Source organism: Paraburkholderia caledonica NBRC 102488 (assembly GCF_000685095.1).
GTDB classification, from domain to species: Bacteria; Pseudomonadota; Gammaproteobacteria; order Burkholderiales; family Burkholderiaceae; genus Paraburkholderia; species Paraburkholderia caledonica.
In genome coordinates, this window is the sequence record NZ_BAYE01000005.1 from 431,947 (window position 1) to 446,847 (window position 14,901).

Genomic DNA, 14,901 nt, shown 5'->3' on the forward strand with positions numbered 1-14,901 from the left:
CCAACGCGCCCCCCCAGCATTCCCTCGTCTACATCTGCTTCATTCCTCCGACAGCACGCGCGAGTCGCTCTCCCGCATGCCCAGATGCAACTCCTCGCATAGAAAACCTTGCAACGTCTGCACGGCGGCCTCCTGCGCGCCCGCGACCTCGCGCGTGAACAGGCCGAAATCCGCAGCGGGCGCATCGGGCAAGCCATCGGCACGACCCAGAATTCTCATGGACTCCGAACGAATGTTGCCTTCGAGCAATACCGACACACCGAGCCCCGCTTCGACCGCCGACTGCACCGCCGGCAAGCTTGTGCTCGTACACACAATGCGCCAGCCGGTGCCGGCGCGGCGCAGCGCCGTCAACACATTCTGTTGCCACAGACATGTGTCGCCGAACGCGACCAGCGGTAAGAGCGCTTCGGCGTCGCGCGAATAGCCGCGCGCACCGACCCAGAACAACGGTTGGGTCCATGTGAGCAAAGGCGTGCCGTTCACCAACGCGGGATCGGCAACGACCACGTCGAGGCCGCCGTCTACGAGCCGCCTGGATAAAGCGGCGCTGCTGTCGACGACGATTTCGAGCGCCACACGCGGATAGGCAATCGAAAAACGCCGCAACGCACGCGGCAAGCGACCGACGGCGATGTCCTCGAGCATGCCGAGCCGCACCGTGCCCGACACCTGCCCCGCGCTCAGCGCACGCCGCGCATCGGCACCCGCGCCGAGAATCGTGTGCGCGTACGGCAGCAGCAGATGGCCGGCTTCGGTGAGTTGCACGCCGCGTGGCGAACGGTCGAGCAGCCGCTGACCGAGGTCTTCTTCGAGACGGCGCAACTGCATGCTCACCGCCGCCTGGGTGCGTGCGAGACGGATCGCGGCCGCGCCCACCGCCCCCGTCTCCGCGACGGTGACGAATGTGCGAAGCAGACTGCTGTCGAGGTCACGGGTCATCACGATTGTTGAAGTCGGCATAAGAAATATCAACTTATCTTAGTAGCGCGGGAGCCGATAAGATAGCGTGAACATTCCAACAGCGACGCGAAAAAACCATGCAGGACACGACAATCAAGTGCGCAGCCGCCCCCGACCCGGCCGACGCCAAACCTGCGCGCGCCGCAGCCGGTGCAGCGTTGCTGTGCGTGCTGTCCATGTCGAGCGTCCAGTTCGGCGCAGCGCTTTCCGAACCGACCATGTCGGTCTACGGCTCGCTCAGCACCACCTGGCTGCGGCTCTGCTGGGCCGCGCTCGTGCTCGCAGTGCTGGTAAGGCCGCGCGTTCGCAGCTACTCGCGCGCGCACTGGTTCGCCGCGGGCGCGCTCGGCGCTGCGATGGCCGGCATGACGTTGTGTTTTTTCGCGGCGCTTCAACGTATTCCACTCGGCCTCGCGGTGGCGATCGACTTTCTCGGGCCGCTGGCGGTGGCAACCCTGGCCGTGCGCCGTGCACGCGCGCTTCTGTGGCCCGCGCTCGCGATTGCGGGCGTCGTGCTGCTTTCGCGCGATCGCGGCGGCTGGGTGGGTGAACCGCTCGGCGTGTTCCTTGCGCTTGCCGCCGCTTGCGGCTGGGGCAGCTACATCGTGTTGATGAAAAAGACCGGCAAGCTCTTCGCCGGTCTGGAAGGCCTGTCGGTCTCGCTGATCGCGGCGGCGCTCGTGGCCACGCCTTTCGGCCTCGCACAGAGCGGCGTGCACGTGGCCGCGGGCCAACTCGCGGCGACCGCCGGCCTTGCGATACTCGTTCCTCTACTGCCCTATGCGCTGGAAATGGTGGCGTTGCGTCATATGCTTGCAGGTTCGTTCGGTATCCTGATGAGTGTAGAGCCAGCCATCGGCGCGGTGGCAGGCTTTGTCGTATTGCATCAGCCGATGGGTATTCTGCAGGTCGCGGGCACTTTGTTCGTGGTGGCCGCGAGTGTCGGCGCGGTGGTGGCCGCACGTTAACGACGGAGCATTGGGAGCCACTGAGCGCGCCGCGCAGTAACGACAACGCAAATGTGACCGCGCATGCGCGCTAAGCAATGTTCTCGGCTTCGTATAAACGCCGCCCGGCAGCGTCCTTCGCGCCGACAATCGGCTCGAAATCGATCGGCCACTCAATGCCGATGTCCGGATCGCTCCACAAGATGCAGCGCTCCAGTTCGGGGAACCAGTACTCGGTGGTTTTCCACAGGCACTCGGCGACGTCGGAAAGCACAACGAAGCCATGCGCGAAGCCCGGCGGCACCCAGATCTGCCGATGGTTTTCCGCGCTCAGGTGCGTGCCGCACCACTTGCCGAAGTTCGGCGAATTGAGCCGCACGTCCACGGCAACATCGAAAATTTCGCCTGCCACGACCTGCATGAGCCGGCCTTGCGGACGCTGGACCTGATAGTGCAGTCCGCGCAACACGCCATGCACCGCGCGCAGATGCCGGTCTTGCACGAAGTCGAAACCGCGTGCGACGTCGGCGGTAAACTCGTCCGCGGCAAAGCTCTCATAACAGAAACCGAATGGGTCGCCAAACACCTCGGGCTCGATCAGTTTCACTTCCGGCAGTGCCGTCGCCAACACCTGGTTGCCCATGCCACTGTGCCCGTAAGAAGCTGCTCGACAAAGAACGAGGATACCGCCGCGCGTCCGCGCGGCGGCCTTGAGACGAGCCTGCCCTACAGACGCGCTCTATTGTCAGAGCTCCGAGGAGGCAAGCCGGCTGCGGGCGCGATATTCGGTTGGGGACAGCGCCATGCGCTTGCGGAAGATCTTTGCAAGGCGGTCGCCGTTGCCGGTGCCGCTGCGCCGCGCGATCTTGTCGACCGGCAGTTCGGTTTCAGTGAGGAAGTTGCAAGCAATGCGCAGACGCACCTGCAACAGGTAGTCGGACGGCGTGACGTGCATTTCATGCTTGAAACGACGCAGGAAATTGCGCTCACTCATGGCGGCGACCTGAGCTGCGTCGGCAACCGACACAGGACGGTCGCAGTTCGCTTCCATCCAGCGCGCGGCCGCGCGGATTTTTTCCGCCACGCTCAGCGTGCCGCCCTCGGCGGGCAGCGGAACCCATGTCGCAGCCATGCCCGGCATCACGCGTTCGGCGACGCTGCGCGCGAGTTCCGCGCCTAGATCGCGCTTGATGAACATCAGCGCGCTGCGAGCGCAGTCGTTGCGATCGTTGGACGCGCTGAGGATAGCGTCCGCCGCGCCGCGACCATAGCGGCCGATTTGCAGCGCCTCCGGGTCGCCCGGATTGGCCGCCTCCAGCACGAGCCGCCCTTCGCCGATGGTTTCGATTGCACGAGTGCGTGCCTGCACCGAGCGCAGCCAGCCGAGCAGCCGCTGGTCGCGCGCCGCCTCATGCGCGCCGTGACCGCCAGCAATGAAAAGGACGTCGAAGCCAGTTCCATAGCGCGTGTCGATGCGATCGGTCCAGATGCGCGCGGCCGACGAGCTCGGCACGCTGCCGCCGTCGAGCGACAGGAACTGCACTTCATACGGCGGCTCTTCGCCTGGGCGCGTACCGGAAAGTTCGTTCGCGGTCTGGAACATTTCGACGACCGTACCGGGGCCAAGCAACCAGAAGCCGTCGAACAACAGCACACCAATTCGCCGCGCCGCTGTGCGCACATTGACAGCCGGTGTGTGTAACCAGGTAACCCTCGCGGAATCGACGTGGATGTGGGACATGGTCTTCCTCAAAATGTCTACGTGGTTGGACGAGGACGCGCGTTACTCCGACGATATGGATCAACTGATAATCGCTATTCAACATCGGTGAACGCCGCTTCACGCATTATCAGCGATGTTAGCTGAATGAATCGCGTTAGTAAATTTGAAAACAACGGAATTAGCCAGGCATTTAACGTCTGACGAAAATTATTCTCATTTGATGCAAGTAATAATTAGGCAATGAGTGAATCGGGGTCGGGAAAATCTACCGGGCGCCGCCGCCAAGCCCGGCGCGGCACGACCGGCGCGGGACTGGCGCCCGCCCCGCTTACCCCTCCCAATGCCGTGTGCATACGCGCCGCGGCGTGTGCGGCATTGGAACGCTATCAAAACGTTTCAAAGCTGAACACAACAGTGCGCCGCAATGGCCCTTTTAATTGGATTTGTTATTCGCACATTCAGAATGTGCCTTGTCAGCCGTGGTAATTAGCGCGTAACGATTCTATTCGCGCGATTATCTGTTTATGCGAGCCTTTTAAAATTGTCCAAAATGTTTCATTTCTGAAACACGCTCTGTTTATTCTTCAGATTAATCTGCGGCTCTTTGGCGCCGTTTCACGGGTGAAACGCTTATTCTTCAGATGATTGGAATGGCGTGTGAAGCTCCCCGTTCAGGTAGACGGGAGGCCGGCGCGCGACTCGCCTCGAACGGCGAGCCGCGTCGCAGTGCTTATAGGGTCAGCTCGAACGACCTGGCGAGGATGCCCGGCAATTGCATGCCGCCCGTCGCCCGCTCGCCCCACGTCCCGTCGCTCAGAAGCATTTCGGCGTGAGCGCCGATCTGTTCGAGTTCGCTGCCAAGAAGGCGATACAGGCTGTCGTCGAACCGCATGGCTTCGAGCGGCGCGGCGATCTGGCCGTTCTCCACCCAGAAGGTGGCGAAGCGCGTCATGCCGGTGAGTCGGCAATTCATCCGGTCCGAAAAGTTCACGTACCACAAATTGCCGATGTAAAGCCCGGTGCCCAGCTGCGCAAGCACGTCCTCGTCCATCAGTTCGCCCGGCTGCATGGCGAGCGACGCCGGCGCCTCTTCGGCGAGCGCGCCGTTGGGCGTCAAGCCGTATTCCCTTGCGCTGCGTGCATTGGTCAGCTGCCCGGCACTGCGGCCCGCTGTGATCAGCGCAACGCTGTCGCGCAAGTAGCCGTCGTCGTTAAAGCCCGGTGTGATGCCAAGGCCGAGTTCTTCGCTGAGAGTGACGCGACGATCCAGCGCGATCTCGCCCACGTGCAGCTTGTACAACTCGCTGCGCGAACTGGCCTGCGCGCGTGCAGAAAAGCCGCGCCACGCCGTCACGCCCAATAGCTCGGCAAGCGCCGCCGGAGCGAGCCATGCGCGATAGCGTCCAGGCGCGAGCGCACGAGGCGCGCGAGCGAGCACCGCGAGACGCGTGGCCGCCTGTTCCACTTTGCCGGCGAAGACGGCATCGCTCCAGTCGTCGCCGGCATACGTGGTCTTGATCGCGCGACCGCTCGGGTCATAGAGCGACCAGCTGAAATTGAAGTTGTCGACTTCGTACCAGCCGCGGCTGCCACGCGTCGACGCGAAGCCGCGCACGATGGTGCCGCCCGCATAAAACCCCACGAAATCGAGGCCCCGCGCGCATTCGGCGACAACGCGCAACAAGCCGTGCGGATCCGGCAATCTGCCCGAACGCCGCGTGGTGCGCTGCCATGCGGAAGTATCGAACAGCAAATGAGGATCGTCGGCGGCATCGCGCAGACCTTCGCGCAATGTGGCCAGCGCGGCGCGCACGTCGTCGACGTCCTGCTCCAGCTCGCCGCACACCGTCAACGTGGAATACGCCTGACGCGCGCCGTCGATCAGACGCAAGGTCAGCTTGCCTTGCGAGACGGTGCCGCTTTGCCGCACCTTGCCCGCGTTGAAGCGAACGAAGTCGGACTGCTCGCCGGCAAACGAACTGAGCGTGGTTTCGCCGCGTTGCTGGAGACGCTCGATCGCATCGGCGAGCGACGTGAAGTGTCGCTGCCAGTCCACGGCATGCGCGGCGCGCGGTGACATGAGGTCGCTCATCACGCACCTCCGAATACGTCGACATTGCTGAACACGCAAGCGGGCGACGCGTGGCCCACGCGAATGATCTGCGCCGGCTCTCCCTTGCCGCACATCGACGTGCCATACACTTCGCGCGTGTCGGCGTTGCCGACCGCGCTCAAGCTGCGCCAGAAATTTGCGGAAATGCCGCGATAGTTCGGCTGCTTGACGATCTGCGTAAGCTTGCCGTTCTCGATCAGTTGCCCGAATTCGCAACCGAACTGGAATTTGTTGCGATGATCGTCAATCGACCAGGACGTGTTAGTGCGCATCAGAATGCCGTGTTCGATGTTGCCGATCATCTCGTCGAGGGAACTCTCGCCCGGCTCGATATTCAGATTCGCCATGCGGTCGATCGGCGGCCGGTTCCAGTTCGACGCACGCGAATTCGCCACACCCGGCATGCCCGCGCGTTGCTGCGAGAGCGCGCCCCCGAGCGGTCGCTCGAGCACGCCGTTGCGAATCAGATATTCCTTGTTCGCTTCGGAGCCGTCGTCGTCGAATGCGTAGGCTGCGGCTTCTTCGCGCAACTCCGGGTCGAAGGTCACGTTCAGCAGTTCAGAGCCGTAACGGTAAGCGCCGAACATATCCGGCTTCACGAAGCTCCAGCCGGCGAAATTGCGCTCGTCGCCGAGAATCCGGTCGAGTTCCAGCGGATGGCCAATCGACTCGTGAATCTGCAGCATCATCTGATCGGGCATCAGCAGAAGGTCGCGCTTGCCCGACGGGCAGTTTGGCGCGGCGAGCAATTGCAGCGCCTCGGTGGCGACGCGCGGGCCGCAGCCGTCGAAACCGAAGCGCGCCAGCACGTCCATGCCGCCCTGCCCGAGCGTGCCGTAGTTGCCGCCGAGTGTGCGCACCTGGGTGTCGCCGTTCGCATGCGCGGCCACGCTCAACTGCGGCATCACGAAGCGGAACCGTTGATCGATCCGCACGCCGTCGCCGGTCATGTAGAGCTGATCGGTGTGAATGATCTGCATCGCGGCCACACGCTCGACGATGCGCGAATCCACCTTCGCCGCCGCGCATTCGGCACCGAGCCGGTCGATCCATTCGGCGCGGCCCGGCAGCGTGTGCTGCGCATTTGGCGACACGTACTCGCCACTCGCCGACGGACGCGCCACTTCGCGATGATCGATCAACGACAATGCCGCGCTCGCCTCGGCGCGTGCGGTGGCGAGATCGAGCGCCTGCTGCAAGCCCGCCGCCGACAGATTCGCCGTCGCCGCGTAGCCGGCGCCCGCGCCGGCCCACGCGATGAGCATCGCGCCACGATCGCGCACCGTGCGCAGCGGTTGCGCGATGTCGTTGCGAACCTCGTGATCGTCGATCCGTTCGTCGACGATGCGCAGCGACCAGAACTCCGCGCGGCTCTTAAGCGACCGGGCGGCCTGCGCCCAGCGTTCGTCAATCATTCACACTCCTTAGGGTTTGCGTGGAATCCGGCCGCGCCATCAGCAGCGACGAAGCCAGAAGCGAGCGCGTATAGGGATGCGACGGCGCATGCAAGACCTCGAGCGTATCACCGGCCTCGACGACCCGCCCCGACTTCATGACGATTACACGATGCGCCATGGCCCGCATCACAGCGAGATCGTGCGTGATGAGAAGGTAGCTTAGCTTGCGCGTTTTCTGTAAATGTACCAGCAGAGCGAGCACTTGCTGCTGGATCGACACGTCGAGCGCGCTCGTCGGTTCATCGAGCACCAGCAGTTCCGGTTCCACTGCAAGCGCCCGCGCAATCGCAATCCGTTGACGCTGCCCGCCGGAAAACTCGTGCGGATAACGGGGCATCGCGTCGGCGGACAGCCCCACTTCCTCCAGCAGACTGGCAACGCGTGCACGCCTCGCCTTTGCGTCGATCTCGGGCCGATGCACGGCAAGGCCTTCACCGACGATCTGCTCGACCGTCATGCGCGGCGACAGCGAGCCGAACGGGTCCTGGAACACCACCTGCATGCGCGAGTACAAGGCCCGCCGTGAAGCAGCCGTCTTCAACACCGACAACGGCATACCGTCGATATGCACATGACCCGCAGCAGCTCTGTTCAAACCGAGCACGGTTGCCGCAAGCGTCGATTTGCCCGACCCCGATTCGCCTGCAATGCCGAGGGTTTCGCCACGCCGCACGCTCAAATCGACGTCATGTACCACGCGAAACGTGGAGCGGCCGAACAGCGACCGCCAACCTTTGGCGGGCGTGCTGTAGTCGACCGAAAGCCCCTGCACTTCGAGCAGACGGCGCGCGCCTTTTTCGAGCGGCGCTATGGAGCGGCGCGGTTCGCTGTCGAGCAAACGCTGCGTGTACGGATGCCGCGGATCGTCGAACAACGCTTGCGTCGTATTCGTTTCGACTAGCACGCCCTTCTCCATCACCGCGACGCGCTGCGCGAAACGCCTGACGAGATTCAGGTCGTGCGTGATCAGCAACACCGCCATGCCGCGCTCGGCGGCTTCCTGTTCCTGGAGTTCGATCAACAGGTCGACGATTTGCTGGCGCACGGTCACGTCGAGCGCGGTAGTGGGCTCGTCGGCGAGCAGCAGGCGAGGACGGCATGCGAGCGCCATCGCGATCATCGCGCGCTGGCGTTGGCCGCCTGACAGCTGATGCGGAAAACTGTCGATGCGGCGCTCCGGCTCTGGAATGCCGGTGCGCCTGAGCAACTCGATGCCGCGCGAGCGTGCCGCGTTCGGCCGCAAGCCCTCGTGCAGGCGCACGCTTTCCGCGATCTGCTTGCCGATCGTGAAAAGCGGATTGAGTGCGGTCATGGGTTCCTGAAACACCATGGCCACGTCCGCGCCGCGCAGCCCGCGCATTTGCTGCTCGGTCTTGCGCAACAGGTCTTCACCGTCGAGCAGAATGCGTCCGCTCAAATGCGCGTGATCGACGAGCCGCAGAATGGACAACGCGGTGACGCTCTTGCCCGAGCCCGATTCGCCGACGAGCGCAACGCGCTCGCCGCGCGCGATGGAAAGGTTCAGCTCGCGCACCGCGAGCTTGTCGCCGAAACTTGCGGAAAAGCGCTCGATTTGAAGCAGCGGCCGGTCGTTCGACGTGACGCTCATCGCGGCGCCCCCCCGAATGCTGAACCGCGCGAACGCGTGTCGAGCGCATTGCGCAGCGCGTCGCCAATAAATGTCAGCAGCAGTAACGTAACGACCAGCGCGGCGAACGCCGACACCGAAATCCACCAGGCGTCGAGATTGTTCTTACCCTCCTGCAATAACTCGCCGAGGCTCGGCGTCGGCGGCGGCACACCGAGCCCGAGAAAATCGAGGCTGGTGAGCGAGAGGATCGCCGCGCTCATCCGGAAAGGCAGGAACGTGATAACCGGCGTGAGACTGTTCGGCAACACATGCCGCCAGATGATCTGCCCGTTCGACAGGCCCATCGTGCGTGCGGCTTTTACATAGTCGAGCGAACGGTTGCGCAGGAACTCCGCGCGAACGTAGTCGGACAGCACGAGCCAGCCGAACATCGACAGAAGAATGAACAGGAGCCACAGCGTCGGCTCGAAGATCGACGCGAAGATGATGAGCAGATACAGGTCCGGCATCGAACTCCATATTTCGATCAGGCGCTGGCCGATCAGATCGGTGCGCCCGCCGTAAAAGCCCTGTACCGCGCCCGCCGCCACGCCGATCAGCACGCCCGAGACCGTGAGCGCGAGCGCCATCGACACCGACAGCCTGAAGCCGTAAAGAAGCCGCGCGAGCACGTCCCGCCCGTATTGATCGGTGCCGAGCCAGTTCGACGACGTGGGCGGCGCCGGATACGGATGTGCGGCGAAATAATCGATCGTATCGTAGTGAAAGCGGTTCGGCGGATAGACCGCGAAGTTGCCGTTCGCCTCCAGCCGGGAGCGAATGTACGGATCGAGGTAATTCGCGCGCGCCGGAAAATCCCCGCCGAAAAGCGTCTCCGGATAGTCCTTTACGATCGGGAAATAGTAATGCCCGTCATAGCGGACGACGAGCGGCCGGTCATTCGACAACACTTCGCCCAGCAGGCTGAGAACGAACAGCGAAGCGAGGATCATGAGGCTCCAGTAGCCCAGACGCTGCCGCCGGAAACGCAGCCACGTGCGCCGCCATGGAGACGGCACTAACCCGCGCGGCGCGGCGGACGCGTCATCGGTCAAGCCGGTTGAACTGGATACGCGGGTCGACGAGGACATAGCAGACGTCAGCAATGAGTTTGGTTATAAGGGCGATCAACGTGAAGAGAAAGAGCGAGCCCAGCACGACCGGGTAATCGCGGCGAATCACGGAGTCGTACGAGAGCTGGCCCATGCCGTCGAGTGAAAACAATGTCTCGATCAGCAGATTGCCGTTCAGGAACGCCCCGACGAACGCCGCCGGCAATCCGGTCAGCAGCGGAATCGCCGCGTTGCGCAATACGTGTTTCCACAACACGTCGCGCTGGGTCGCGCCCTTTGCACGCGCGGTCAGCACATACTGACGGCCGATCTCTTCGAGAAACGTGTTCTTGGTGAGGATCGTGACGACCGCAAAATTGCCGACCACCGAGGCCGTGACCGGCAGCACGATGTGCCATAGATAGTCGAGCAGCTTGCCGAATGTGCTCAGCTCACCGAAGTTATCCGATGTGAGACCGCGCATCGGGAATACCTGCCAGAAGGTGCCGCCGCCGAACAGCATCAGCAGCAGAACGCCCAGCACGAAGCCGGGAATCGCGTAGCCCGCGAGCACGAGCACGCTCGTCACGGTGTCGAAGCGCGAGCCGTTGCGCACCGCCTTGGCGATGCCGAGCGGCACAGAAACCAGATAGGTGAGCAGCACCGTCCAGACCCCGAGCGTGATCGACACCGGAAGCTTCGAGCGGATGACGTCCCATACTCTTGCGTGCTGATAGTACGACTGTCCGAGGTCGAAGCTCGCGTAGTGTTCGAGCATCAGCACATAGCGCTCGAGCGGCGGCTTGTCGAAGCCGAACTGCTTCTTGATCTGCTCGATCTGCTGCGGATCGACACCCTGGCTGCCGTGATAACCGCCGCCGCCCGCCCCCGCGTCTCCGCCACGGCCACCGCCGTGGCGGAGTTGCGTCATCACCTGCTCGACCGGCCCACCCGGCACGAACTGCGTGACGATGAACGTCAGCGTGACGACACCGAGCAAGGTCGGCACCATCAACAGCAATCGTCTGAAAATGTACGCAAGCATGTCGCTTCCCGATGAACTCAATGTGACGCGGCTGGTCGTCTGGCGAACCAGTAGTCGATGACCCAATCCTCGTACTGGTACGTGGCCGGCACGATCTCCGGAAAACCGAGCGTGGTCTTGTAGCCAATGCGCGCGCCCGGCGCGTAATACTCGGGCACGAGGTAATACGAGTTGATCAGCACGCGGTCGAGCGCGCGGGTTGCCGCCTGCAGATCGTCGAGCGTGGTCGCGGCGAGCGCGGCATGGATCAGCGAGTCGACTGCGGGCGAGCGAATCCCCGGGTAGTTCTCTGAGCCCACCTGCGAGGCCGCCGCGCTGCCGAAGCGGCGTGCGAGTTCCACACCGGGAATGGTGACCGGCGGATAGATATACGTCGTCATGTCGAACTCGAAGTTGTCGATCCGCTTCTGATACAACGCACTGTCGACCTGGCGCAGATGCGCCTCTATTCCGAGGTTGGCCAGCGCCTGCATATACGGAAGAATCAGCCGGTCCATGCCGGGCTGATCGTCGATGATCTCGATCTTCATCGGCGTGCCGTTGGCGTCGCGCAACGCGCCGTCGCGATAGTGCCAGCCGGCTTGCGCGAGCAGATCGCGCGCCACGCGCAAATTACCGCGTAGCGAATTCGGCGGCAGCGTGTCCGGCGGTTTCACCATCGGGCCGAACACTTCAGGCGGCAGACTCGCGCGGTACCGTTCGAGCAGCGCGAGTTCCTTCTCGCCCGGCATGCCGCTCGCACCGAACGGGCTCGCAGCGAAATAGCTGCCGGTGCGCCGGTACTGGCCGTAGAACATCATCCGGTTCATCCAGTCGTAATCGAACGCCATGGTCAAGGCATGGCGCACCCGCACGTCCTGGAACATCGGCTTGCGCAGATTGATCAGCATGCCTTGCATCTGCGCGGGGCCGTCCGCGAAATTGCCTTTCTTCAACACACCATTGTCGAAGTTCTTGCCGACGTACTTGCGCGCCCATTGCGTCGCGCTGTATTCGACGATCGCATCGGCGTCGCCGGCCTTGAAGGCTTCGAGTTGGGTGTAGTGGTCGCGATACAGCTTGAACGTGATGTGCGCAAAACGGTACATGCCGCGCCTCGACGGCAGGTCCGCCGCCCAATACGCCGGATTGCGCCTGTAGGTGATCTCCTTGTCGTTCTTGCGCGATTCGACGAGATACGGGCCGCTCGAAACCGGCACCTCGTTCGCGATCTGGTCGAACGGCGCGCGCGTGCCGTCGGCGCGCATCCCCCATTTCGGCGAGAACACCGGCAGGTCGCCCGCAATCAGCGGCGCGCCGCGCTCGGCATGCCTGAATTCAAAGCGCACGGTGGCCCGGTCGACCACGACCGCGCGCCTGATCACCGCGAATTGCGCGTTGAACATCGGCGACGCCTGCGGGCTCGTCAACGTGTCGAACGAATATTTGACATCGGCTGCGGTAATCGGATCGCCGTTCGAAAAGCGCGCGGCCGGATTGATGTGAAACGTCGCCGACGACAGATCGGGCGCGACTTCCACGTCGTCCGCAATCAACGGATACTCCGACGCAAGCTCGTCCCAGCTTCGCTGCATTAGCGTGTCGAACATCAGGTGCAGCACGTCCGGTGCGGGTGCGCCACGCACGAGGAACGGATTCATCGAATCGTACGTCTGCAATTCGTTGTAGTTCTGAAAGCTGAGCGTGCCGTCCGCGGGCGCGGTGGGATCGGCGTAGTCGAAGTGGGTGAAGTTCGCCGGATATCGGGGCTCGTCGTATTGCGATATCGATGGCCGCGCGTGCGCGCATGTCATGCCCAATGCGAGACCGAGGCAGAGACCAAGACCGACGCCGACCGCGCGCGCCCACGACGAGGCCACGCAAGAGCCCGGCCGCGGCAGATATGCGAGCATGCGCAACGCGCGCGGCCAGCGAAACTTCACAGGTCTCATTTCTTCCAAACGCTAAAAGGTCGCGCGCCGGCTGCGAGCCGGCGCGCGGTACGTCGAATCGCGCGAGGATGGTTCCGGCCATCGCCCGCGCTCCCTTCTCCACTGCGGCTGCCGCCTTACTGGTCGTCGTCGCTCGGTGCGGTCTTGAACGAGAACGCAACCTCGCCAACGTACGGCTCGGCATTCTTCTCGCAACGGTACGACCTGGCCGCAGTGATGACCGCGTCGTTGAAGACCGAGGTCGGCGGTGTCACGCGCACGATTTTTACGTCGCTGACGCTGCCGTCGGGACTGATCGACAGATGTGCGATCACCGTTGCCGACAGTCCCTCTTGCAATGCGCGGCGGGGAATCTGCGGCTGCACGGCCTGGCAGTGACCGCGTCCGTCGACCACGCCGTGCAACGCCGGCGGCGCCACCGGCGCGGGCGGAGCGGCAGGCGCCGTGGCTGGACCCGGCGTGGCGTTCGCCGTGGCGAGTGCGGGAGCGTTTGCGCTCGGATTGGCGGCGGGCGCGATGTTCGCGGGTTTCGGCGTCGCCGACGGCATCGCCGGGGGCGGCTTCGGCGTCGGTTGCGGCTTGGGTTGCTGCTGTTTAGGTGGCGGTTTTACCGGCGTCGGCGCGGGTGGCGGCTCGAGCTTTTTCACCTCGGGCGGAGGCGGCGGTGGCGGCGGCGCCATCGTTACTTCCATGATCTTGCGCGGCGCGGGCGGCTCCTGCCTGAAGCTCACCTGCGAGAGCCCCGCGACGATCAGCAATTCGACAACGAGGGCGGCAGCGAGCGCAGTCTTCATGGACATGCGGCCATGATGCGCCGGATTGGACGACGCCCAGAGCGCGCCGCTCAGGCGGCTTTGCGGGTCTTTCATGTCGAGTACCGGAGAGCTCATGTCGTCGGATTGGTGGCGAGTGCAACCGAGCTGATGCCCGCTGCGCGCACGAGGTCCATCACCTTGACGATGTTCTTGTAGCTCGTGCCTTCGTCGCCCGCGATCGCCACGTCGACCTTCTTCGAATCATGCACGAGCCCTTGCAGATGCGCGGTCAACTCCGCGGGTGTGACCGGCTTCGCGTCGAGATAGATCTCGTCGGTCTTCGTGACGCCGATCGACACCTTGACCGTCTGCTGCAACTGTTCCGCCGTGCTCGATTGCGGCAGATCGAGCTTGATGCCCGCGCCCTGAATCATCTTCAGCGTGGCAAGCATGAAGAACACGAGCAGGAACATCATGATGTCGATCATCGGAATGATCTCGATGCGCGCCTTCTCTTCCGCGCCCAGGTAATGGCTGCGATGGTTACGCATGATCCTTCTCCTTGGAAGCGGATGTTCAGGCGGCGAACCGCGACACGAGCAGCGACTTGATCAGATCGAACTGATTGACCGTCATCCGGATACGCTTGTTGAAATAGTTAAGGAAGATCACGCAGATAATGGCGATCGTCAGGCCGCACGCGGTAGCCGTCAACGCGTGGCCGATGCCGCCCGTCACGCCGTTCGGATTCGCGGTGCCGCTCGTGCCGAGCACGTTGAACGACTCGACCATGCCGATGATGGTGCCGAGCAGGCCGAGCAGCGGCCCGAGCGTCACCGCCGTGTCGAGAATCCACAGATTGCGGTCGAGGCGCGGCATCTGGAACATGATGGTTTCCTCCAGTTCGCGCTCCACCACCGCTTCGGGTTTGCCTTGCACCTTCAGCGCACTTTTGACCAGTTCGCCCTGCACGGTTGCTTTGTAGTGCTCGGCGACTTTCTGTGCGTCGGACAGATTGGCCGGCTCGACCATCTTCAGATCATGTTCGAGCGTCTTGCCCGCCTTGACCGCTCGCGAGAAGAACATGAAGCGCTCGACGATGATCGAGATGCCCAGCAGGAAGATGAAGGCCAGAACGGGAATCAGGCCCATCGATTGAACTGAATAGTTGATAAGGGTATTGAGCACGGGGAACTCCAGTTGCGTCTCTAACAAAGTTGGGCCGCTTCGGTCCCGAAGACGGGAGCCGAAGCAGCCGACCGACTAAACAGACTGCTTTTTAAAA

Annotated in this window: 13 protein-coding genes; 1 reads left to right on the forward strand and 12 read right to left on the reverse strand. The window is 63.3% G+C overall.

Features of this window, described 5'->3' with window-relative positions; translation table 11 throughout:
* Positions 1–39: 39 nt before the first annotated feature.
* Complete coding sequence (locus BCA01S_RS13670; RefSeq protein ID WP_174447047.1) at positions 40–963, reverse strand: LysR substrate-binding domain-containing protein; 924 nt, start codon at positions 961–963, stop codon at positions 40–42.
* A gap of 77 nt (positions 964–1,040) precedes the next feature.
* Here BCA01S_RS13670 and BCA01S_RS13675 point away from each other — a divergent pair, with 77 nt between their 5' ends.
* Positions 1,041–1,931 carry an EamA family transporter gene (locus BCA01S_RS13675; RefSeq protein WP_027777370.1) on the forward strand — a complete coding sequence of 297 codons (891 nt, stop codon included), beginning with the start codon at positions 1,041–1,043 and terminating at the stop codon, positions 1,929–1,931.
* Between the two features lie 70 nt (positions 1,932–2,001).
* Here BCA01S_RS13675 and rfbC read toward each other — a convergent pair whose 3' ends face one another.
* The 11 genes from rfbC to BCA01S_RS13735 form a co-directional block, all read right to left on the reverse strand.
* Positions 2,002–2,553, reverse strand: coding sequence for a dTDP-4-dehydrorhamnose 3,5-epimerase (gene rfbC / locus BCA01S_RS13680; protein WP_027777371.1), 552 nt, complete (start codon positions 2,551–2,553; stop codon positions 2,002–2,004).
* A gap of 102 nt (positions 2,554–2,655) precedes the next feature.
* On the reverse strand, positions 2,656–3,651 hold the full coding sequence (locus tag BCA01S_RS13685) for a GlxA family transcriptional regulator (RefSeq protein ID WP_027777372.1): 996 nt from the start codon (positions 3,649–3,651) through the stop codon (positions 2,656–2,658).
* 712 nt (positions 3,652–4,363) lie between these two features.
* Positions 4,364–5,725, reverse strand: a complete 1,362-nt coding sequence (locus BCA01S_RS13695) for a metallopeptidase TldD-related protein (protein ID WP_027777373.1) — start codon at positions 5,723–5,725, stop codon at positions 4,364–4,366.
* A complete protein-coding gene (locus BCA01S_RS13700) occupies positions 5,725–7,161 on the reverse strand; it encodes a TldD/PmbA family protein (RefSeq protein WP_027777374.1) in 1,437 nt (478 codons plus the stop codon). Before BCA01S_RS13700 ends, BCA01S_RS13695 begins: the two co-directional genes overlap by 1 nt.
* Positions 7,154–8,812: an ABC transporter ATP-binding protein gene (locus BCA01S_RS13705; RefSeq protein ID WP_027777375.1), complete on the reverse strand. Its 1,659-nt coding sequence runs from the start codon at positions 8,810–8,812 to the stop codon at positions 7,154–7,156. The genes BCA01S_RS13700 and BCA01S_RS13705 overlap by 8 nt, the downstream gene beginning before the upstream one ends.
* Complete coding sequence (locus tag BCA01S_RS13710) at positions 8,809–9,924, reverse strand: ABC transporter permease (RefSeq protein WP_027777376.1); 1,116 nt, start codon at positions 9,922–9,924, stop codon at positions 8,809–8,811. Before BCA01S_RS13710 ends, BCA01S_RS13705 begins: the two co-directional genes overlap by 4 nt.
* Positions 9,878–10,930 (reverse strand): microcin C ABC transporter permease YejB, encoded by a 1,053-nt coding sequence (locus BCA01S_RS13715; RefSeq protein WP_027777377.1) that lies wholly within the window; start codon positions 10,928–10,930, stop codon positions 9,878–9,880. Before BCA01S_RS13715 ends, BCA01S_RS13710 begins: the two co-directional genes overlap by 47 nt.
* A 17-nt stretch (positions 10,931–10,947) precedes the next feature.
* Complete coding sequence (locus BCA01S_RS13720) at positions 10,948–12,861, reverse strand: extracellular solute-binding protein (protein ID WP_027777378.1); 1,914 nt, start codon at positions 12,859–12,861, stop codon at positions 10,948–10,950.
* Positions 12,862–12,977: 116 nt separating this feature from the next.
* On the reverse strand, positions 12,978–13,751 hold the full coding sequence (locus BCA01S_RS13725) for an energy transducer TonB (RefSeq protein WP_027777379.1): 774 nt from the start codon (positions 13,749–13,751) through the stop codon (positions 12,978–12,980).
* Positions 13,748–14,167 (reverse strand): ExbD/TolR family protein, encoded by a 420-nt coding sequence (locus BCA01S_RS13730; protein ID WP_027777380.1) that lies wholly within the window; start codon positions 14,165–14,167, stop codon positions 13,748–13,750. The genes BCA01S_RS13725 and BCA01S_RS13730 overlap by 4 nt, the downstream gene beginning before the upstream one ends.
* A 25-nt stretch (positions 14,168–14,192) precedes the next feature.
* Entirely contained in the window at positions 14,193–14,804 is a 612-nt protein-coding gene (locus tag BCA01S_RS13735; protein ID WP_020069917.1) for a MotA/TolQ/ExbB proton channel family protein, read from the reverse strand.
* Positions 14,805–14,901: the final 97 nt, after the last annotated feature.